A 20,174-nucleotide genomic window follows, 5' to 3' on the forward strand; every position below is an offset into this window, starting at 1 on the left:
GCTGGATGGCTGCTCTGACCTCGGCAGTGGTGCTCGTCGGCATCCTGTGCGCAGTGGACCTGCTGCTCACCATCGGAGTGATCAAGAAGCTGCGGGAGTACGGCCCGGCCGGGCCCGCCGGCGCGCCGGGCAGGGGGATGACACCGCTGCGCCCCGGAGAGGAACTGCCCGCCTTCACAGCCGTGGCGGTCGACGGCGCCCCGGTCGGCCGGTCCTCGCTACCGGACGGGGCAGTGATCGCCTTCCTCTCCCCGAACTGCGAACCGTGCCGGGCGAAGCTGCCCGAACTCGTCGCGTACGCGGCCGCTGAGCCCGGCGGCCGGGACCGGACACTCGCCGTCGTCGTCGGCGAACCGGAGGAGTGCGAGCGCTTCGTCCGGGAGCTGAGCCCGGTGGCCCGGGTCGTCGTGGAGCCGAGGGGCGGGCCGGTGTGCGCGGCCCTGCGCGTGGACGCGTTCCCCACGACCCTGCGCGTCCGCTCGGACCGGGACCGTACCGTCGTCACCGGTCAGATGGTGGACTTGGCGCGGGAGGCGTCCCCGCGATGAACCCGTCCGTGTCCGGGTCAAGGTCCGGTTCCGGATCGGGGCCCGGGTCCTTGTCCACGTGCCGGGGCGGGCTGCTGCTGGCCGCCACCCTGGCGGCCGGAGCCGCTCCGGTCGCGTGCGTGCTGTACGGCGTGCTGAGTCTGGCCGCCGGTCTGCTGGCCGTCGCCGCGGCGTGGCTGACCAAGTCGGTGCTGGACAACCTGGGATCGGACGCGGGGATGAGCGCGCTGCTCGCCCCGGCGCTCGGCCTCACGGTCGTCGGCGCCGTCGCCGCCCTGCTGCCGCACATGTGCCGCTACCTGTCCGCGGAGGTGGACCGGCGTACCGCACTCCGCGCCGACGCCCGGCTCTTCACGAAGGCGGCGGGCTTCCCCGGCCTGAGCCGCTTCGAGGACCCGGATTTCCTGGACCGGCTGCAACTGGCCCGGCAGGGCGGTGGCCGTGTCCCCGCACAGGTGATGAACGCGGCACTCGGCCTGGCCCGGTCCGCGATCACGGTCACCGGCTTCCTGGGTTCCCTGCTGGTGCTGAACCCGGTACTGACCGTCCTGGTGGCCGCCGCCGGGGTGCCGACGCTCTGCGCGGAGGTCGCTTTTGCGCGTCGGCGGGCGGGCGTGGCCTGGCGAGTCGGGGCAACGGAGCGGCGCGAGTGGTTCTACGGCGGTCTCCTGGCGGACGCCGAGGCGGCCAAGGAGGTGCGCCTCTTCGCCATCGGCGGCTTCCTGCGGGACCGGATGCTCGCCGAGCGGCGGACGGCCAACGCGGCCCGCCGGGCCGTGGACCGGCGCGAGGTCGCCGTGCAGTCGGGCCTCGGACTGCTCGCCTCACTGATGACGGGCGGGAGTCTGCTGTGGGCCGTGCGCGGTACGTACCAGGGCGACGTGTCGGCGGGTGACGTCACGCTCCTCGTCGCCGCCATCGCAGGAACCCAGTCCGCGTTCGCCGCGCTGGCGCACGAGGCGGCCCGTGCCGGCGAGGCGCTGCTGATCTTCAGCCACTACCGGTACGTGATCGAGGCCCCGCCGGACCTGGTGCTCGCGCCGGACCCCCGGCCGCTGCCCGCCCTGCGCCGGGGCATCGAGCTGCGCGACGTGTGGTTCCGGTACTCAAAGCGGCACCCCTGGGTTCTCAAGGGCGTCAACCTGACCATTCCCCATGGCAGTTCGACGGCCCTGGTGGGCCTCAACGGGTCGGGCAAGACCACGCTGGTCAAACTCCTCTGCCGTTTCTACGATCCGACCCGGGGCGCCATCCTGTGGGACGGCGTCGACCTGCGCGAGGTCGATCCGGCGGAGCTGCGCGACCGGATCACCGCGGTGTTCCAGGACTTCGTGCAGTACGACCTGACGGCGGCCGAGAACATCGCGCTGGGCGACCTGGGTGCGCTCGACGACGAGGAGCAGCTCGTGGCGGCCGCGCGACGGGCCGGGGCGCACGACACCCTCAGGGAATTGCCGAAGGGCTATCAGACACCGCTGACAAGGACGTTCTTCACGGAGGAGGACAGGGACGACCCCGAGTCGGGTGTGCTGCTGTCCGGCGGCCAGAGCCAGCGTCTGGCCCTGGCGCGGGCCTTCCTGCGGGGCACGCGGGACCTGATGATCCTCGACGAACCCTCGGCGCGCCTGGACGCCGAGGCCGAGTACGAGATCCACACCTCGATCGCGCGGCACCGCCAGGGCCGGACCAGCGTCCTGATCTCCCACCGGATGGGCTCGCTCCGCAATGCCGACGTCATCGTCGTCCTCTCGGGCGGACGCGTCGTCGAGCGCGGCGACCACGCCCGGCTGCTGGCGCTCGGCGGCGAGTACGCGCGGCTCTTCGCCCTCCAGGCCACGGGCTACCTGCCCGACGCCGGCGGGCCGTCCGAGGGGGCGTCGCTGACGGAGGCGGCACCGTGACCGGCGGGCGGGACGTCTGGGTGCCGGCGGTGGCGCTGGCCGTCGTCGCGGCCTGCGGGGCGGGCGCCGCCCGCCGTCTGCTCGTCGTCACCGTGCGCGGGCCGAGCATGACCCCCACGCACCACCACGGGGACCGGCTGCTGGTACGTCGTACGCGCACGGTGCGCCGGGGGCAGGTCGTGGTGGTGCTGCGACCCCGGTCACCGGCGATCTGGCGGCAGGACCGGCACAGTCCGCTGATCGTCAAGAGGGTGGCGGCGATGCCGGGGGAGCCGGTGCCGCCCGAGCTGGTTCCCCTGCTCGCGGAGGGCCATGAGGGGCGGGTGCCGCCGGGCCGCTTGGTGCTCCTCGGCGACAACGCCGCCGCCAGCGTGGACTCACGCCAGTTGGGCTTCTTCCCGCTGGACGAGGTGCTCGGGGTGGTGACGCGGTCCCTGCCCCGGCCCGAGGGCGCGCACCGGCGGTGATCCCGCTCATCCGATTGTTCCGCTCCCCGTCCCCGACACGGCCCGTACCCGTCGCAGCGATCAACGAACGGTTCCCGGACGCCCGTTCAGTGCGTGCCCTGGCCGTGGCGTCGCCGAGTGGCCCTGCTGCCGAGCCGTTTGCCGCACCACCAGGAGGTCAGGCAACCGGCGGCGAACACTGCCGCGACGGCGGCGTCGGCCATCTGGTGACGTCCGTCGACGCCCTCCCCGTCCTTCAGGTCCGGCCCGGGCGCCCCACCCGGACCGGCCGGCGTCCAGGCGGCCAGGGCGATCCCGCTGCGCGCCCGTAACCAGGCGTCCGTCTCGTCCTCGCCTCCACAGACCCGCACGAACGCCCGTACCACGTCCTCCCGGGGCAACGTGGTGCGGCCCAGCACGGTCGCGAGCGTGCTGGGCGGCAACGTGTCGCCGTTCCGGTGCGCGCGAGCCGCGATCTCCCGGTACGTCAGCCCGGACCACGCCTTGAGCGCACGCATGCGGTCCACGAACGACCGGGGGTCGGAAACGTCGTCGGGGCGGGGCGGACAGTACTGCCTCATCTCGTGGCCTCTCTCGAGTGTGCGGCGGGGGTGTCGCTGCGACGTGCAGCCCGATGGTGACCACCTGCCCGGTCGGCCGCAAGACACCTACGGCTCCATGGGTGTCCCGGACACCGGGCACCCCTCGGACCTGCGCGTCCCGGACTGTCCCGGACGGCCTGGCGGCTGTCCGGGACACTCGGGGAACGGCTCTCGCCGGCGGTCACGCGACATGGCGGCGATCTTCGCGCGGCCCGGTCCGGTAGCCGCGGTCCATCCTGAGCGCGAAGAGCCCTCGGCCGACGCTTGCCGTTGTGGAAGGAACGGCGCACGGTCCTCCGCGACAACGACACAGGACGGGAACACCACCAGCTTCGCTCACTTGGCATAGTTGGCCCTGCCGGAGTGGCGGGGAAGGAAGGTCAATGGACGAGGTACCGGAGCGCTACCGGGTCGAGTTCGCGAGTGGTACCGCCGCCTCGGTGGCGAAGCGGCGCTCGTTCCGCGACCACGAGCGCAACGACATCGAGCCCGATCTGCCTGGCTGGCCTGAACTGTCGTCACCGGGCTCGTGATGTTGCCGCTCTACATCATCGCCGACGCCCTGGGCAGTCCCGCGTCGCCCGAGAAGCGGGGGAAGCTGGAGGAGCGTGAGAACGAAGTCGACGACTTCCCCGTCATATGGGCGGGCGTGGGCGAGACGGCTCGTACGCTGCCCTGGCAACTCGATCCGTCCCGGCGGCCCTGGCGCATGTCGGATGCTGTCCTATGGTCAGTGCCCCGGAAGGACATCACCGGCGCGGAGATCAAGCCGTTCAGCGTGGCCGAGTCCGACTTCAAGATCTCCTTCCGCGACGGTTCGTGGGCCCGGCTGACGTCTTCGCCGTACGGCGCCCGGAGGATCGTGACTCTTCTCGGTTCCGGGACACCCAGCCAGTCCGGACAGGCCGACGCGATCCGCGTCCCGCCCGCCACAAGCTCTTAAGAGGCCGGGCCCACGGCCAGTTCGAGCCGGGACCATCAGGAGGTGGCTCGGGGAAGTAGGCCCGTTCGGGCCAGTCCGCCGAGCCAGGCCGCGGAGGGCTTGGGGGTGCGTTCGAAGGTGTCGGGATCGACGGAGATGAGGCCGAAGGTGGGCTTGTAGGAGCCCCATTCGTAGTTGTCGAGGGCGCTCCAGTGGAGGTAGCCACGGACGTCGAGGCCGTCCTCCAGGGCGGCGGAGACTTCCTGGAGCGCTCCGGTGGTGTAAGCGATGCGGCGTGTGTCGTCGCCGGTGGCGATGCCGTTCTCGGTGACGATCAGAGGGACGTCGCCGACGATCTCGGCGGTGTGGCGCAGGGCGTAGCCGACCGCTCGGGGGTAGTACTCCCAGCCGGTGAGGGTGCGTTCGGCGTCGTCGGGGGCGGGGATGGGGCCGTCGGTGGTGACCCTGGTGCGGGTGTAGGACTGGACGCCGATCCAGTCGTCGTCGCGGGCGGCTTCGATGAAGGCGTCTTCGCGGGGGTGGCTGTAGGCGGCGGTGGCGGCTTCGGCGCCGGGCAGGGCCTGATAGACATGGTTGGCGACGGACCAGCCGGCCTGGATGTCGGCGGAGATCGCCTTGACGGCGGCCGTCGCACGGTGGTGCGCCTGGACCAGGGCGTCGGTGGTGGCCTTGTCCGGCAGTACGAGTCCTACCGTGGGGGGTGCTTCGGTGCCCAGTTCGCGGACGGCGCCGGCGACCGCGATCATGTTGGGTTCGTTGATGGTGCACACGTGCCGTACGCCGGTGCCGATGATCGGCGCGGTCGCCTGCACGTACCGCTCGAAGAGGTCGGCGGCGCCGTCCGCGGTCCAGCCTCCGCGTTCGGCGAACCAGCGCGGCACGGTGAAGTGGTGCAGGGTGACCATCGGTCGCAGGCCGCGTTCGACGGCGCCGTCGACCATGCGCCGGATGGGGGCACCCCCATGCCCTTAAGGCTATGGGGGAGGGCGATCTCGGCCCGGGAGAAGTGACCGGGTGCGGGTTCGATGCGGGCCCATTCGATGCTGAAGCGGTAGTCGGTGAAGCCGAGTTCGGCGAGCAGGTCCATGTCCTCGCGCCAACGGTGGTAGCTGTCGGCCGCGTCGCCGCTGGGCTCGGCGATGGAGCCGCTGTGTTCCATGTGCCACCAGTCGCTGTTGACGTTGTTGCCCTCGATCTGATGGGCGGCGGTGGAGGCGCCCCACAGGAAGCCGTCGGGGAAGCGGAGACCGTCGGCGGTGACGTTCATGACTGGGCCTTTCCGGGGTCGTGCCGGGTGTCGGGCAGCGGGCGCGCGCGGGCTCTCGCCCGTCAGGTAGCCGAGGGGCCGGGCCAGATGGCCGAGGCGTCGTCGCGGTGGGGGTCGGGCAACCGGATCGGGCGGACGGCGACGGTGCGTTCGCGTCCTTCCGTGACGGCCGTCCACGGGGCGGGTCGACCGGCGTAGCACAAGGTGGTCAGGGCGAACACGCCGTCGGCGTACACCTCGACGTATTCGCCGATGGTGAGAATGCGCAGGGCGGTGGCGGGTTCGCTCAGAATGGTCTCGCCGAGGCGGGTGCCGTCGGGGCCGGTGGCCCAGAGGTTCTTGCCGTCGCAGCCCACCGTGAGGGCGGGGCGGTCGCCGTCCGTGGTGTCGGTGCGCAGGGTGATCTCGACGGGTCCGGATATGCCGATGTCGCCGACGGCATGCAGGGCGGGCCGGTCCGTCTCCTCGCCGAGCCAGGCGTTCAGCCCGGGCCACCATTCCAGGCGGGGCGCCGCATCCTCGGGCGTGACCAGGAGCTTCGGCTGGGTGAGCATGCCGCGGCAGCGGTCACCGGTGTCGCTGAGGCCGACGCGGCGGGGCGTGGTGTGCAGCACGACGCGGGAGCCGTCGGGCGCGGCGATGACGCGCGGAGCGTAGGCGCCGGTCGGGCCGAGAGGGCCGCGCCGGGTCCAGGGCCCGCGCAGGCGGGGCGCCGTCCATGCCTCGAAGCCGCGCGTGGCGCCGATGGAGCCGAGCAGCAGCCAGCTGCCGTCGTCGAGACGTTCCAGGACCGGGCACTCCAGTTCGTCGACGTCGCCGGGGGAGAGGAGCGGTGGGTGGACGGTCCAGTGCTCCAGGTCCTCGGAGGTGGCCCAGGCGACGCAGCCGCTGACCTCCACCGGGAGGGAAGCGTCGCTGGCGCAGACGGCCATGACCCAGCCGTCCGACTCGTCGTCGCGCACGACGAACGGGTCGCGCCAGCCCATGCGTTCACCGGTGCGGTACCACCGCGGGTCCGCCTCGACGACCGGCGCGGTCCCATGGCGCCGCCAGGCCGTGCCGTCGGTGCGGTCCGAGTACGCCAGCCCGACCGACTGGAGCGGCCAGCCGCCCGGCGTGAGCCCGGAGACGCCCGTGTAGAACATCGCCATTCCGTCACCGTGCCGGATCGGGTGCATCGTCCACACCGCCTGCTCGTCGAAACGGCCGGGCATGCCGTTGCCGAAGGCGGTGCCCTGCGGCTCCCAGTGGACCAGGTCGGTGGAGGTGGCCCGGCCGTAGGAGGTCTCCATCCGCAGATGATCGAACTCCGGTGTCCACGGGCCCTGCAGGTGCAGGACCGCGTACCTGCCGTCGTCGTCGCGCAGGAGGGCGAAGTCGTTCAGGCAGAGGCCGGGAGGGGCGTATCGCATGCACAGTTCCTGTCGGCTCGACAGCGCCCAAACGCGTGCGCTGAGACTTGATAACGAAAAGGCCTCCTGAGGACCGGCCCAAGTAAATATGAACGCAAACGCTTGCGCAACAAGGTGGGCGGGTTTACGGTCACGTCACCCACAGATCACACCGATGTGAAAGCAACGGGAGGAATGCGCCGTGACGGCCAGCATCACCGATGTCGCCCGCGCCGCCGGAGTCTCGGCATCCACCGTGTCCCGCGCGCTGCGCGGCCGGCCGGGAGTGTCGGAGGAGGTGCGGGCGCAGATCACGGCCGTTGCCGCGCGACTCGGCTACACAGCCTCACGTTCCGCGGCGAGCCTGGCCAGTGGGCGCACCTTCACCATCGGTGTCGTGGTCCCGTATGTGGGCCGCTGGTTCTTCGGCACCGTGCTGGACGCCGCCGAGCAGGTGTTCAGTACCGCCGGGTACGACGTACTGCTGTACAACCTCCGTTCGCCGGAGACACGCAAGCGTTTCTTCACCAGACTCCCGGTCCGCAAGCGGGTGGACGCGGTGCTGTCGCTGCTCATCCCTGACGAGGAGGAGACCGCCGCACTGCGCTCACTCGGGGTGCCGCTGGCCACGACCGTCGGCGGCACCCGGCCCGGCTTCACCGTCGTCGGCATCGACGACCGGGCCGGCACCGAGAGCGCCGTACGGCATCTGGTGAACCTCGGCCACCGCCGCATCGGCATGATCTCGGGGTCCAGTGGTCCGCTGCACTGGACCACTCCCATCGAGCGCCGACAGGCATATCTCGACGTCCTGGCCGACGCCGGGATCGAGTCCGATCCGGCTCTGGAGGCGGACGGTGACTACACCGTCGAGGGCGGTGAGCGGGCGATGACCGAGCTGCTGGCCGTCTCGCGTCCGCCGACGGCTGTGTTCGCGCAGTCCGACGAGATGGCGATGGGCGCCCTGCGCGCCCTGCGCCGCCACCGGCTGACGGTGCCGGACGACGTGTCCGTGGTCGGCTTCGACGACCACGAACTCGCCGACGTGGTCGGGCTGACCACCGTCGCACAGCCGGTCGCCGAGCAGGGCGCCGAGGCCGCCCGGCTGCTGCTGCGGCAGTTGGAGGAACCGGACGCCGAACCACCCGCCGAGCAGGTGCAGATGCCCATCCGCCTCGTGCTGCGCGAGACCACCGCGCCGCCGCGCCCGCGCGGACCGCAGTAACTCCCCGAGCCCCACACCCTCAGCCCACCTGAAGCACTCCCACCCACCTGAAGCACTGCCGCACTTCGAACCCTCGCCACAGCACGGAGGCACAGCCATGATCTCGACCAGCAGAAAGTACCGCCGCACCGCCCGTACGGGCCTGGCCCTGGCCCCCTTGCTGGCGCTGGCCGCCTGCGGCGGGGGCGGTGGTACCGATGCCTCCGCCGAGGCCGGGAGCGGCAAGGGCACCATCAGTGTCTGGGCCCACCAGGGCCAGAAGAACGAGGCCAGTGCGCTGCAGAACGCGGTGAAGTCCTTCAACTCCTCGCAGAACAAGATCAAGGTCGACCTGAAACTGATACCCGAGGCCGACTACACCAAGACCATCACCGCCACCGACGCCGCCGAGCTGCCGGACGTGATGGAGTTCGACGGCCCGACCATGGCGAACTTCGTCTACAACAAGAAACTCGCCCCGATCGACACGTACGTCTCCGCCAAGACCATGTCCAACGCCACCGACGCGAGCAAGGCGCAGGGCGAGGTCGGCGGCAAGCACTACGGCCTGGGCATGTTCGACTCCGGCCTCGGCATCTACGGCAACAAGAAGCTGCTGGACGCGGCCGGGGTGAAGTACCCCAAGGGCTTGTCCGACGCCTGGACGGCGGATCAGTTCACCGCCGCGCTCAAGACGCTGAAGGCGAAGGACCCCGACGGCAAGACCGTCGACCTGCAGGAGTCCGGCGGCTACGCCAAGGAGTGGGGCACCTACGGCTTCGCTCCGATCGTCTGGTCCGCCGGAGGCTCCCTCCTCAAGGACGGCAAGGCGGAAGGCGCCCTCGACACCCCGGCCGTGGTCTCGGCCCTGAAGACCTTCCAGTCCTGGAAGCCCTACGTCGACCCCAACACCGACGGCAACGCCTTCGCCAAGGGCCGCGTCGCGCTCAGCTGGGTCGGCCACTGGATGTACCCCGCCTACAGCGAGGCCCTCGGCGACGACCTCGTCGTCCTTCCGCTGCCCGACTTCGGCAACGGCCCCAAGACCGGCCAGGGCTCCTGGGCCTGGGGCATCGGCGCCGACACCAAGAACGCCAAAGCGGCCGGCACGTTCCTGGACACCCTCCTGAACGACACCAACGTCACCGCCATGACGACCGCCAACGGCGCGGTGCCCGCCACCAAGACCGCGCTCGCCAAGAGCAGCCTCTACAAGCAGGGCGGCCCGCTCCAGCTCTTCGCCGACCAGCTCGCCAAGCCCTGCGGTGACAGCGACATCACCAAGTCCTGCGTCGCCGTCACCCGCCCAGTGACCGCCGGATACCCCACCGTCACCGCGAAGTTCAGCGAGGCCCTGAACTCCGTCTACGGCGGCGCCGACCCCAAGAGCGCCCTGCAAAAGGCCGCCCGCGCCATCGACCAGGACTTCTCCGACAACGCCGGCTACAAGATTCCGTAGGACCATCGGCCGGGGCGGGCCGCACACCGCACGCCCGCCCCGCCGGGAACAGGACCCCTCCCGTGACATCCGTGGAACCCGCGCCCGCCGTGCCGCCGCCCGGCCCGGGGCAGGCCCCGTCCGTGACCTCCGTGAAACCCGCGCGATCGATGCGATCGACTCGTCCGGGCCGCAAGAACCGCGACTGGCTGCACGGGCTGCTCATGTCCGCCCCGGCCGTGGTCGGACTCATCGTCTTCGTCGGTGTGCCGTTCGGCTACGCCGTGGTGCTCTCCTTCTACAACGTCCGCCTCGGCTCTCCGCTGGAGCCCACCTTCTTCGGCCTGGAGCAGTACCGGCGGCTGTTCACCGACCCCGACCTTTCCGGGCCGTTCCTGCGGGCCCTGCTGAACAACCTGACCTTCGCCGTGGTCGTCGTACCGGTGCAGACGGCCCTGGCACTCGGGCTGGCCATCCTGCTCAACCGCAAACTCAAGGCAATCGGCCTCTTCCGGTCCCTGTTCTTCATGCCGGTCGTCTTCCCCATGGCGCTGGTCGCCGTGATCTGGCGCCTCATCCTGGCCCGCAGCGACCAGGGCATGCTCAACTCCGCACTGGACGCGGTGAGTTTCGGCAACTGGGGGGCCTTCGACTGGCTCGGCGACGGCGCCACGGCCATGGCCTCGCTCATCGTGCTGTCGATCTGGCAGGGCGTCGGCTTCCAGATGGTCATCCTCCTGGCCGGCCTCCAGCAGATCCCGGGGGAGCTCTACGAGGCCGCCGCACTCGACCGCGCCTCCCGCTGGCAGCAGTTCCGCCACGTCACCCTCCCCGGCATCCACGGCACCCTCGTCTTCGTCGCCATGCTCACCTCGGTGCTCTCCTTCCGGGTCTTCGACCAGGTGTACGTCCTCGTCCGCGGCGGCGGCCTGGACGAGGACGCCACCCGCACCGTGATGTACCAGGCCGTCACCACCGCCTTCGACCAGAACAACATCGGCCAGGCGTCCGCGATCACCGTCGTCTTCTTCCTGATCGTCGTCGTCCTGACGCTCATCCAGCGCCGCGTCGTCCGGCCCGGAAACGAGGACTGACCCATGGGCACCACCCCTACGCCCCTGCGCCGCTTCATGGACTACGCCGTACTCAGCGTGCTGGCCTTCGTCTTCGTGCTGCCCGTGATCTACCTGTTCCTGGGCAGTCTCAAGCCGTCCGACGAGGTCCTCAACGGCATGTCCGGCTTCCTGCCCACCCACCTGTCCTTCGACAACTACTCCGCCGTCCTCGACAGTCTCGACTCCGACAGCACCGGCTACTTCTGGGGCTTCATGGGAGTCTCACTGCTGCTGGCCTTCGTCGTCGTCACCGGCGGTCTGTTCGTCAACTCGATGGCCGCCTACGGGCTGTCCCGGCTGAAGTGGCGTGGCCGGAACGCCGTCTTCACACTCATCCTGCTGCTGATGCTGGTCCCGTTCGAGTCGGTGGCGGTGCCGCTCTTCTACATGTTCAACGACCAGCGCAACACCCTCCCCATCCTGGCGCTCCCGTTCATCGCCAACGCCTTCTCGGTCTACCAGTTCCACACGTTCTTCCGCTCGATCCCGCCGAGCATCGAAGAAGCCGCCCGCATCGACGGCGCGGGCCCCTGGCGTACTTTCTTCGCGATCATCATCCCCATGTCGAAGCCCGCCTTCGCCTCCGTGGCGATCCTGACCTTCCTCATCCAGTGGGGCTCGTTCCTGTGGCCGGTGCTGATGGTCTCCGACCCGTCGGTACGCCCGCTGCCGCTGGAGATAAGCGTCTTCCAGGGCCAGGAGCCCCCGGACTGGGGCCAGATCCTCGCCTTCGGCGTCCTCTTGGTCCTGCCCGTCCTGGTGGTCTTCGCCTTCTTCCAGCGGTGGTTCGTCCAGGGTGTCGCCAGCTCCGCCGTCAAGGGCTGAATGCGTGTCTTCGAACTTGCTCGGCGTCCGCTCACAACCCGACTCGGCACCGTCGGCACGGTGAGGGGGGACTCAGTTGCCGACACCGAGGCTGGACATGAACGCGGACGGGTATCGGTCGCCGCGCGCCGCGCCCGGCGGCACCGCCTTCTCGATCTCGGCGAGGTCGTCCGCGGTGAGGATCAGCTCCATCGCGGGCAGCGCCTCGGCCAGCCGCTCGCGGGTGCGAGCGCCGACCAGCGGCACGATGTCGTCGCCCTGTGCGGCCACCCAGGCGATGGCCAGTTGAGCGACCGTGCACCCCTTGGCGTCGGCGGCCCGGCGCAGTGCTTCCACGAGGGCGAGATTGTGTTCCACGTTCCCGCTCGAGAACCGCGGGCTGAAGCCGCGGCTGTCGCCGGGGCCGGCGGTGCGGCCGACGGACCAGTGCCCGGAGATGAGGCCGCGGCTGAGGACTCCGTACGCGGTCAGGCCGATGCCGAGCACCCTCAGCGTAGGCAGAATGTCCGCCTCCACGGCGCGGGAGATCAGCGAGTACTCGATCTGCAGGTCGGCGACCGGGTGCACGGCATGCGCCCGGCGGATCGTCGCCGCGTCGACCTCCGAGAGACCGAGGTGCCGGACGTACCCGGCGTCGATCATCTCCTTGATCGCGCCCACCGTCTCCTCGATCGGTACCGCCGGGTCCAGCCGGGCGGGGCGGTAGATGTCGATGTGGTCGGTGCCCAGGCGGGTCAGCGAGTAGGCCAGGAAGTTCTTCACCGCCTCGGGACGGCCGTCCATCCCGCCGAACTCCGGGCCCGGCCCTCGCAGCATGCCGAACTTGACGCTCAACTGGTAGCTGTCCCGGTCCCGGCCACGCAGCGACTCGGCGATCAGCAGCTCGTTGTGGCCCATGGCGTAGAAATCACCGGTGTCGATCAGCGCGACGCCGGCCTCCAGCGCGGCGTGGACGGTGGCGATACTCTCCGCGCGGTCGGCCTCGCCGTAGGCGCCCGACATGCCCATCGCGCCCAGGCCCAGCGCGGAAACGGCCGGGCCGGTGGTGCCCAGGGTTCGTGTCTGCATCGCGTTCTCCTTCGTCGTCGGTCTGCCGCCCACCTTGCGACCGCGCCACGACGTACGGGAGCGGAGCGTTCATCCTGGGAGCGACACTCCCTGGATCGGCTCGGCCGCTGCGAGGACCATGGGGACATGCAACGTGACCAGCTCGCCGACTTCCTGCGCCGCCGCCGCGAGGCGATGCGTCCGGCCGAGGTCGGCATCGCCGACGGCCCCCGCCGCCGCACCTCCGGTCTGCGCCGGGAAGAGGTGGCCACGCTCGCCGGCATGTCAGTGGACTACGTCGTACGCCTCGAGCAGGGCCGCAGCAGCCAGCCCTCGGTGCAGCTGCTCGGGGCGCTGGCCCGGGCGCTGCGCCTCTCCGACGACGAGCGCGACCACCTGTTCCACCTGGCCGGCCACCGGCCCCCAGCCGCCGACGGAGTGGCCCGCCTGGCCCGCGCCGGCCTGATCCGCATGCTCGACCTGCTCGGCGACACCCCGGCCCTGGTCCTGTCCGATCTGGGCGAGGTCCTCGCCCAGAACCGGGCCGCCCTCCTGCTCATGGGCGACTACACGGGCTTGTCCGGCGACCGCCGCTACGTCGCATACCGCTGGTTCACCGACCCAGCGGCCCGCGCCGTCACCCCGCCCGGGGAACGAGAACGCCACGCCCGCCAGCTCGTGGCCGACCTGCGTGCGGCCGCCGGCCGCCGGACCGGCGACTCCACGGTCGCCGGACTCGTCGACCGGTTGCAGGCCGCGAGCGCCGACTTCCGCCGGATCTGGGCCGAGCACGAGGTCGCGGTCCGGCGTGCCGACCGCAAGACCCTGCTGCATCCGCGGGTCGGCCGCCTGCTGATGGACTGCGAGACCCTGGTCACTCCCGACCAGGGCCAGCAGCTGCTGGTGCTCACCCCGGCGGACGCCGAGGCCCGCGAGCGGCTGGAACTGCTGCGGGTCATCGGTGTCGAGGAATTCCCCACGGGGGCAACGGACCCCCCGACACGGTGAAGCGGCGGGCCATGGGGCACCGGTCTCGCAGGGAAAACGAATGGACGGGGTGATGCTGGGGCTTGTAGCTTGCGGTTGACCGCGACACCAGCCGAGGAGGTGAGACCCATGAACGCTGTATCGACGTGGGTGCTCCCCCCTTCCCGTCACGGCCGGCGACTGACGTAGGTGTCGCCGGGAGCGCCTCGCCAACAAGGCCCTCCCGAAAGGCAACACCGATGCCCTCTCCCGAGTTCACAGCCGAGCCGTCGTCGAACGACACGGCCGAGCGCGACTTCACCCCGGGCGACGTCCCCGTACTCCACTCGCCGGCCTCCGGCGCCGATGGCGCGCCCCTCACGTACGACGTGATCATTGCCGGTTGCGGACCGACCGGCGCGATGCTGGCCGCCGAACTGCGGCTGCACGATGTGCGGGTACTCGTTCTGGAGAAGGAAACCGAGCCCGTGTCGTTCGTCCGCGTAGTCGGTCTGCACATGCGCAGTATCGAGCTGATGGCGATGCGCGGACTGCTGGATCGCATGCTCGAACACGGAAGACAGCGTCCGGCCGCCGGATTCTTCGCCGCCATCACCAAACCCGCTCCCAAGGACCTGGATTCCGCGCACGCCTACATGGTGGGCATCCCGCAGCCGGTCATCGTCAACCTGCTCGAGGAACATGCGATGCAACTGGGCGCGCAAGTCCGGCGCGGTTGTGCGGTGGCCGATTTCGAGCAGGACGACGAGGGTGTGACCGTCGAGCTGGCCGACGGCGAACAGCTGCGTTCGCGCTACCTCGTCGGCTGTGACGGCGGCCGCAGTACGGTGCGCAAACTGCTCGGCGTCGGCTTCCCCGGGGAGCCCTCGCGGACCGAGACGCTGATGGGCGAGATGGAAATGGGTGTGCCGCAGGAGGAGATCGCGGCCAAGGTGACCGAAATCCACGAGACCGATAAGCGATTCGATCTCAGGCCTTTCGGCGAAGGTGTGTACCGCGTCGTAATCCCCGTCGGGGGAGTCAGCGATCGCGAGGAACCGCCCACCCTCGAGGATTTCAGACAACAGCTGCGTGCCATCGCCGGAACCGATTTCGGCGTGCACTCCCCGCGCTGGCTGTCCCGCTTCGGGGACGCCACCCGGCTGGCCGAACGTTATCGGGTCGGGCGGGTGCTGCTGGCCGGCGATGCGGCACACATCCATCCACCCACCGGCGGACAGGGCCTCAACCTGGGCGTTCAGGACGCATTCAACCTCGGCTGGAAACTGGCCGCACAAATCCGCGGCTGGGCGCCGGCAACACTGCTGGACACCTACCAGGCCGAACGACATCCGGTCGCCGAGGACGTGCTCGACAACACCCGCGCCCAGATGGAACTGCACTCCACCGAACCGGGCCCGCAGGCCGTGCGCCGGCTGCTCGCCGAACTGATGGACTTCGACGAGGTGAACCGCTATCTGATCGAGAAGATCACCGCGATCGGCATCCGCTACGACTTCGGCGCGGGCCCCGACCTGCTCGGCCGCCGCCTGCGCGACATCGACGTGAAACAGGGCAACCTCTACGGTCTGCTGCATCGCGGCCGCGGCCTGCTGCTGGACCGCACCGAACGCCTGACTGCCGGCGGCTGGTCAGACCGGGTCGATCACCTCGCGGACCCCACTGCGGCACTCGATGTTCCCTGCGTCCTGCTACGCCCCGACGGCCACGTCGCCTGGATCGGCGACGATCAGAAGGACCTGGACGCCCACCTCTCCCGCTGGTTCGGCAAGCCCGCCGACTGATCCCGCCTGAGCAACCGAGCGTATCGCGCATGTCTTCGGCCGCTACCACCTCATGCCCGGAGGCACGTTCTACGTGCAGGCCGACCAGTAGCATCGCCAACCCGGCACCGGCAGGCCCCCTGCGCCCCGCGGCGCGAGAAGCCTGCCCCCGTGACACAGAGAGCCGGTCACCATCAGCTTCCTCGTCTACGACGAGGAGCCCGAGCCTCTGCCGGAGGACTGGAAGCACACCGAGACCTTATCCTGCACCGCCACTGGCGCCCCGGCCAACTTCACGACGGGAACCGACCCCGACGACATGTTCCATGACCACCTCGTCCATCACACCCGCCGCGTCAACCAGCACAGCGACGACATCGCGCTCCTTCTCCTTCAGCCCCACCGCATGGCCGAGCCGTGAGGACCGCCGACTCGTGGCTGGCCCTGTGCGCCCCGGCCCCCCGGCCGGGGGACGGCCGGGTCGGTCGCCGTGACCCTCCTTCCGCGTGCCCAGCCCCACGAGAACCGCAGTAGCGCCTCGTGGTCGTCAACGAGGGGAAGCGGTGCACCGACCGTCCCGGCGACTTCGTGCCGGCCCAGAATGGTGAGCAGGACCGCCGGTGCCAGGCCGCTGTGGTCCGGTTCTCGTTCGCGGGCCCCTGGGAGCCCAACCGAGGCGTTTGGGCTCAGAAGCTGAGCGAACAGCCCGAGAGAGAGCCGCGCTGTGAGCATACGATTGCCGACCACCTGGCACGCTGACACGATCGCGGGCGTGATCACTTCTGAGACACCGGACTGCCTGATTGTGACGGGGATGCCGGGGGCTGGGAAGTCGACGGTGACCAGGCTCGTCGCTGAGCGCCTGCCACGCTCCGCCCGGCTCGACGGCGACTTCATCAGCAGGCTGATCGTCAGCGGTCGTGTCTATGCCGGAGATTCGGCGCAGCAGGCGGCGGTCATCGTCGTCGACGCTGTCGAGCGTCAGGGCCATGACGCCCACCTGATCGCTTCCGTCCAGCAGGGGCAGATACATCCGCACGCCGCCGTGGGCGTCGGGTACCTCGACGACGTCCGCGCGTTGGAAGGCGCGGCCGGCGGGGGAGTGGGCCACCGGCTCGGGCTGGCCGACGTGCAGCTTCTTTGCCCGGAAGCGGCACCAGCAGCTCCTGGGCGTAGTTCTGGAGCAGGAGGGACACGTCACGGCCGCCGATCCTGGCCACCTCCTCCGCGATCAGCGGGGCGATCAGCTGCGGCGGCAAGAGCCGCGCCCGACCCAGCAGCACCCCGAGCAGCCGCTCGCCGAAACCCTCCGACCGGTCCACGCTGTCTTTGCCCATGGTCGGGTGTCGCCACTGCCTTCCTGTCACCTGTGCCGGTCACTGCCTCCGCACAACGTGATCTGGTCGAGCAGCCGGAGCGGCTCATTACGCCATGCCCGGCATGTCGGACCGCGCTGTCCTGGCGGCCCGTGCCCTGGGCGTCTGCCGCACTGGGCCGGGGTCCGGGATGGAGTACGCGGCGGAGACGATCGACCAGAAGGCGAGCCGAGCGTCGTCGGGGACCGTGGGCCCGAGATGGCGCGGGATCGGCGACGGGTGCGGGTCGCCGTCTGCCACGGAGCGTCGGGGGAAAGTGGGTCGGTAAGCCACAGGTGGACAGCACGGGACGGACGTCTTTCAGCGTCCTTACTCCACTCTTACGGACACGCTTCGACAAGCCGCAAGCGTAGAGTTCGAATCATGAACGCACGGCTGGCTCTTCTGCGCGCCGTGACCCACGGTGTGCAGGAGAGCGACGTCTTCCGGCTGGCACTGCACCACGCAGCCGGAGAGCTGGGCGCGCTCGGCGGGACGATTCATCTGCGCGGTCCGATGTCCGCGCTGCGTCTGGTGTCGGTGGCCGGTCTCCCTCCTGTCCTCACCCGCTCCTGGGAGATCATCGATCAGGAGGGCCCGCTGGCCCCGGCGCGCGCCCTGCACCAGGGCAGCGGTGTGTGGGTGCCGCCCGGATCCGCCATCGGGCAGGCCGATACCGCCGACCCTTCGGCGGAAGCAGCGGAATTCCCATGGCCCGGCACCGGCCTGGCCGCCTTGCCGGTGTTCAGCGGGGACCGCAGCATCGGGTCGCTCACCGTCGTGACGGGAGGACCGCGGGAGCCCACGGCGCGGCAGTGGGAGTTCCTTCAATCCGTCGTCTGCTGGATCGAGGAGCGCATAGCCCAGGCGCCGCCCCCATCCCGGCCCCCGCAGACAGAGCGGAACGGTGAGCGCCTGAGGCAGGCACTCAAGGAGGTCAGGGTCGGATCATGGGACTGGGACATCCGGACCGGTGACTTGATCTGGGACGAAGCGGCCATGGAGCTGTACGGCACCAGGCCGGCCGACTTCACAGGCAGGATCGAGAACTGGATGAGGGTCGTCCACCCCGACGACCTGGCGCCGACGCTGGCGGCGGCACAGCGGGCCATCCGCGACCACACCGTCTACGAGGCCGAGTACCGCGTACGGCTCCTGGACGACACGTACGGCTGGACGCAGGCCCGGGGCACGGCGACCTACGACGAGCGGGGCGAACCCGAGCGGATGATCGGCGTCGGATGGGAGAGCAACGAGTCCCGTTCCGCCCGTGACGCGCTCAGCCGGGCCCTGCGCCATATGAGCGACGGCTTCCTGGCGGTGGATGACGAGTGGCGGATCACCTTCGCCAACCTGGAGGCGGAGCGCACTCTGAGGTTCTCCGAGGAGGAGTTGTTCGGACGCCCGCTGTGGGAGCTGCCCGCCACGCGACAGGTGACCGGTCTGGAGAGCAGGTGCCGGACGGCCGCAGCCGGGGAGGGACCGGTCGGCTTCGATGTGCGCATGCCGGACACGGGGTGTCTCTACCACCTCCGGCTGGTCCCAGGACCCGACGGCCGCACCCTCTACTTCACTGACGTCACCGAAAAGCGCCACCTGGAGGAGGAGCGCCAGGCGGCCGAGCGTGCCACCGCGGAGCGAGCGGCCCGGATCACCGAGCTGACGGCAGCGCTCGCCGCGGCTACGACCTCGGGTGACGTGGTCAACGCGGTCGCCCGACGGGTGCTGGCGCCGTTCGCCGCCACCGGCATCCGGGTACAGGTCATCGAGGGCGACCGGCTTCACAACGTCGGGGCCGTCGGCTACCCGGACGACTTCCTCGCCGCCGTCAACAGTCAGTCCCCGACACCCGGCGACCCGGCCTGGGACACCCTCACATCCGGCAGCTCACTGTTCCTGTCCTCGCCGGAGGAGATGGCCGCACGGGCGCCGCAGCTGGCCGTCATGGCGGGACACGCCGGCAAGCAGGCATGGGCGTTTCTGCCCCTCACAGCGTCCGGCCGGACGTTCGGCGTGTGCGTGGTGGCCTTCGACCGTCCGCGCCGCCTCACCGAGGAGGAACGCGCGCTGCTGACCACGATCAGCGCCCTCGTCGCACAGTCCCTGGAAAGGGCCCGGCTGTACGACGCCGAACTCGCCCGATCCCGTGAACTCCAGCGCAGCCTGCTCCCTCGGGACCTTCCCGACCTGCCCATGTGCACTGCCGCCGCTCGTTACCTCCCCGCCGGAGAGGGCACGAAGGTGGGCGGCGACTGGTACGACATCATCCCGCTGTCCGGTGGACAGGTCGCTCTCGTCGTCGGTGACGTCATGGGCCATGGCCTGCCCGAGGCGGCCACCATGGGCCGCCTGCGCACGGCCGTCCACACCCTGGCCGACCTCGAACTGCCTCCCGACGAGATCATGAGCCACCTCAACGACATCGTCGCCGGCATGGGCGTGGATTCGTACGTCACCTGCCTGTACGCGCTCTACGACTCCACCACGAAGATCTGCTCCATCGCCCGCGCAGGGCACCCGCCGCCCGCCCTGCTCCACCCCGACGGCACCGTGCAGTTCCCGGAGCGGCCCGCCGATCCGCCGCTGGGTGCGGCGAAACCGCCGTTCGAGACGGTCGAGCTGCCGGTGCCCGACGGAAGTCTGCTCGTGCTCTACACCGACGGGCTGGTCGAGTCGTCGAAGCGGGAGATCGACGAAGGCATGACGGATCTGGCCCAGGTCCTGCGCACAGCGCACGAGGACGGCGCGGCGACGGACCTGGAACGCCTCTGCAACACCCTGACAGCGGCTCTGCTGCCGCCCGAGCACCAGGCAGCCGACGACGCGGCCCTCATCGTCGCCCGCCTCCGTGCCCTGCCCGGCGACAGGATGGCCTCCTGGCCGCTCGCCGAGGATCCCCGCGCGGCCGGCCAGGCACGCCGCCACGTCCGCGAGCAACTTGTCGCCTGGGGCCTGGACGACCTCACACCCACTACGGAACTCCTGGCCAGCGAACTGGTGGGCAACGTCATCCGCCACGCCAAGGGCCCCGTCCGCCTGCGCCTACTGCACGGCACCGAGCTGATCTGCGAGGTGTTCGACGGCAGTCTGACGATGCCCCGCATCCGCCGCGCGACGGAAACCGACGAAGGAGGCCGCGGCCTGCAACTGATCACCGCGCTCTCCCAGCGCTGGGGCACGCGCTACACACGGGCGGGAAAATGCATCTGGACGGAACAGGCCCTGCTCGGCCCGGACAGCCGCAACGACGCGCCGTCCGGTGTTCTGGACATGATCCTCCAGGACACGGACGGGCTCGACGCGAACCTGGCCGCGTTCGGCTTCGAGGATCCGGACCTGTAG

General features: G+C 70.4%; 15 protein-coding genes and 2 pseudogenes. 12 read left to right on the plus strand and 5 right to left on the minus strand.

The genetic code is table 11. From position 1 onward, the window contains the following. The first annotated feature begins 5 nt into the window (after positions 1-5). The 3 genes from QF034_RS40665 to QF034_RS40675 are packed head-to-tail and all read left to right on the plus strand — an operon-like array spanning position 6 to position 2,916. Positions 6-548, plus strand: coding sequence for a TlpA family protein disulfide reductase (locus QF034_RS40665; protein WP_307179662.1), 543 nt, complete (start codon positions 6-8; stop codon positions 546-548). Further along, entirely contained in the window at positions 545-2,449 is a 1,905-nt protein-coding gene (locus QF034_RS40670; RefSeq protein ID WP_442480580.1) for an ABC transporter ATP-binding protein, read from the plus strand. The genes QF034_RS40665 and QF034_RS40670 overlap by 4 nt, the downstream gene beginning before the upstream one ends. Next, positions 2,446-2,916: a S26 family signal peptidase gene (locus QF034_RS40675; protein WP_307179664.1), complete on the plus strand. Its 471-nt coding sequence runs from the start codon at positions 2,446-2,448 to the stop codon at positions 2,914-2,916. The genes QF034_RS40670 and QF034_RS40675 overlap by 4 nt, the downstream gene beginning before the upstream one ends. Before the next feature lie 86 nt (positions 2,917-3,002). On the opposite strand, the gene QF034_RS40680 is transcribed toward QF034_RS40675, so the two are convergent. After that, positions 3,003-3,476, minus strand: a complete 474-nt coding sequence (locus QF034_RS40680; RefSeq protein ID WP_307179665.1) for a helix-turn-helix domain-containing protein — start codon at positions 3,474-3,476, stop codon at positions 3,003-3,005. A gap of 404 nt (positions 3,477-3,880) precedes the next feature. Between QF034_RS40680 and QF034_RS40685 the strand changes: the two genes are divergently transcribed. Next, a complete protein-coding gene (locus QF034_RS40685; RefSeq protein ID WP_307179666.1) occupies positions 3,881-4,030 on the plus strand; it encodes a hypothetical protein in 150 nt (49 codons plus the stop codon). Next, positions 4,030-4,440, plus strand: coding sequence for a hypothetical protein (locus QF034_RS40690; RefSeq protein ID WP_307179667.1), 411 nt, complete (start codon positions 4,030-4,032; stop codon positions 4,438-4,440). The genes QF034_RS40685 and QF034_RS40690 overlap by 1 nt, the downstream gene beginning before the upstream one ends. Before the next feature lie 35 nt (positions 4,441-4,475). Here the strand turns inward: QF034_RS40690 and QF034_RS40695 are convergent. Together QF034_RS40695 and QF034_RS40700 are read right to left on the minus strand one after the other, a co-directional pair. Further along, positions 4,476-5,707 (minus strand): annotated as a pseudogene (locus QF034_RS40695) (glycoside hydrolase family 1 protein). A 62-nt stretch (positions 5,708-5,769) separates the two neighbouring features. After that, complete coding sequence (locus tag QF034_RS40700; protein ID WP_307179668.1) at positions 5,770-7,119, minus strand: glycoside hydrolase family protein; 1,350 nt, start codon at positions 7,117-7,119, stop codon at positions 5,770-5,772. Positions 7,120-7,300: 181 nt separating this feature from the next. On the opposite strand from QF034_RS40700, the gene QF034_RS40705 reads away from it, so the two are divergent. From QF034_RS40705 to QF034_RS40720, 4 genes are all read left to right on the plus strand, one after another. Further along, positions 7,301-8,323: a LacI family DNA-binding transcriptional regulator gene (locus tag QF034_RS40705; protein WP_307179669.1), complete on the plus strand. Its 1,023-nt coding sequence runs from the start codon at positions 7,301-7,303 to the stop codon at positions 8,321-8,323. A 97-nt stretch (positions 8,324-8,420) separates the two neighbouring features. Beyond that, a complete protein-coding gene (locus QF034_RS40710) occupies positions 8,421-9,761 on the plus strand; it encodes an ABC transporter substrate-binding protein (RefSeq protein ID WP_307179670.1) in 1,341 nt (446 codons plus the stop codon). 62 nt (positions 9,762-9,823) lie between these two features. Further along, positions 9,824-10,834 carry a carbohydrate ABC transporter permease gene (locus tag QF034_RS40715; RefSeq protein ID WP_370880920.1) on the plus strand — a complete coding sequence of 337 codons (1,011 nt, stop codon included), beginning with the start codon at positions 9,824-9,826 and terminating at the stop codon, positions 10,832-10,834. A gap of 3 nt (positions 10,835-10,837) precedes the next feature. Then, entirely contained in the window at positions 10,838-11,680 is an 843-nt protein-coding gene (locus QF034_RS40720) for a carbohydrate ABC transporter permease (protein ID WP_307179672.1), read from the plus strand. A 72-nt stretch (positions 11,681-11,752) separates the two neighbouring features. Here QF034_RS40720 and QF034_RS40725 read toward each other — a convergent pair whose 3' ends face one another. After that, positions 11,753-12,748: an aldo/keto reductase gene (locus QF034_RS40725; protein WP_307179673.1), complete on the minus strand. Its 996-nt coding sequence runs from the start codon at positions 12,746-12,748 to the stop codon at positions 11,753-11,755. Between the two features lie 126 nt (positions 12,749-12,874). Between QF034_RS40725 and QF034_RS40730 the strand changes: the two genes are divergently transcribed. Both QF034_RS40730 and rox read left to right on the plus strand, forming a co-directional pair. After that, positions 12,875-13,735: a helix-turn-helix transcriptional regulator gene (locus QF034_RS40730; RefSeq protein WP_307179674.1), complete on the plus strand. Its 861-nt coding sequence runs from the start codon at positions 12,875-12,877 to the stop codon at positions 13,733-13,735. Positions 13,736-13,953: 218 nt separating this feature from the next. Further along, positions 13,954-15,498 (plus strand): rifampin monooxygenase, encoded by a 1,545-nt coding sequence (gene rox, locus QF034_RS40735; protein ID WP_307179675.1) that lies wholly within the window; start codon positions 13,954-13,956, stop codon positions 15,496-15,498. 904 nt (positions 15,499-16,402) lie between these two features. Here the strand turns inward: rox and QF034_RS40740 are convergent. Beyond that, positions 16,403-16,814, minus strand: a pseudogene (locus QF034_RS40740) (serine/threonine-protein phosphatase); the annotation flags it as partial. A gap of 402 nt (positions 16,815-17,216) precedes the next feature. On the opposite strand from QF034_RS40740, the gene QF034_RS40745 reads away from it, so the two are divergent. Further along, on the plus strand, positions 17,217-20,174 hold the full coding sequence (locus tag QF034_RS40745; protein WP_307179676.1) for a SpoIIE family protein phosphatase: 2,958 nt from the start codon (positions 17,217-17,219) through the stop codon (positions 20,172-20,174).

The organism is Streptomyces africanus, assembly GCF_030816955.1.
GTDB lineage: Bacteria > Actinomycetota > Actinomycetes > Streptomycetales > Streptomycetaceae > Streptomyces > Streptomyces africanus.

Bases quoted from the DNA above. Each gene is read 5' to 3' on its own strand.
- QF034_RS40665 (WP_307179662.1), top strand. From the start codon at position 6: ATGGCTGCTCTGACCTCGGCAGTGGTGCTCGTCGGCATCCTGTGCGCA.
- QF034_RS40670 (WP_442480580.1), top strand. From the start codon at position 545: ATGAACCCGTCCGTGTCCGGGTCAAGGTCCGGTTCCGGATCGGGGCCC.
- QF034_RS40680 (WP_307179665.1), bottom strand. From the start codon at position 3,476: ATGAGGCAGTACTGTCCGCCCCGCCCCGACGACGTTTCCGACCCCCGG.
- QF034_RS40685 (WP_307179666.1), top strand. From the start codon at position 3,881: ATGGACGAGGTACCGGAGCGCTACCGGGTCGAGTTCGCGAGTGGTACC.
- QF034_RS40690 (WP_307179667.1), top strand. From the start codon at position 4,030: ATGTTGCCGCTCTACATCATCGCCGACGCCCTGGGCAGTCCCGCGTCG.
- QF034_RS40700 (WP_307179668.1), bottom strand. From the start codon at position 7,119: ATGCGATACGCCCCTCCCGGCCTCTGCCTGAACGACTTCGCCCTCCTG.
- QF034_RS40710 (WP_307179670.1), top strand. From the start codon at position 8,421: ATGATCTCGACCAGCAGAAAGTACCGCCGCACCGCCCGTACGGGCCTG.
- QF034_RS40720 (WP_307179672.1), top strand. From the start codon at position 10,838: ATGGGCACCACCCCTACGCCCCTGCGCCGCTTCATGGACTACGCCGTA.
- QF034_RS40725 (WP_307179673.1), bottom strand. From the start codon at position 12,748: ATGCAGACACGAACCCTGGGCACCACCGGCCCGGCCGTTTCCGCGCTG.
- QF034_RS40730 (WP_307179674.1), top strand. From the start codon at position 12,875: ATGCAACGTGACCAGCTCGCCGACTTCCTGCGCCGCCGCCGCGAGGCG.
- rox (WP_307179675.1), top strand. From the start codon at position 13,954: ATGCCCTCTCCCGAGTTCACAGCCGAGCCGTCGTCGAACGACACGGCC.
- QF034_RS40745 (WP_307179676.1), top strand. From the start codon at position 17,217: ATGAACGCACGGCTGGCTCTTCTGCGCGCCGTGACCCACGGTGTGCAG.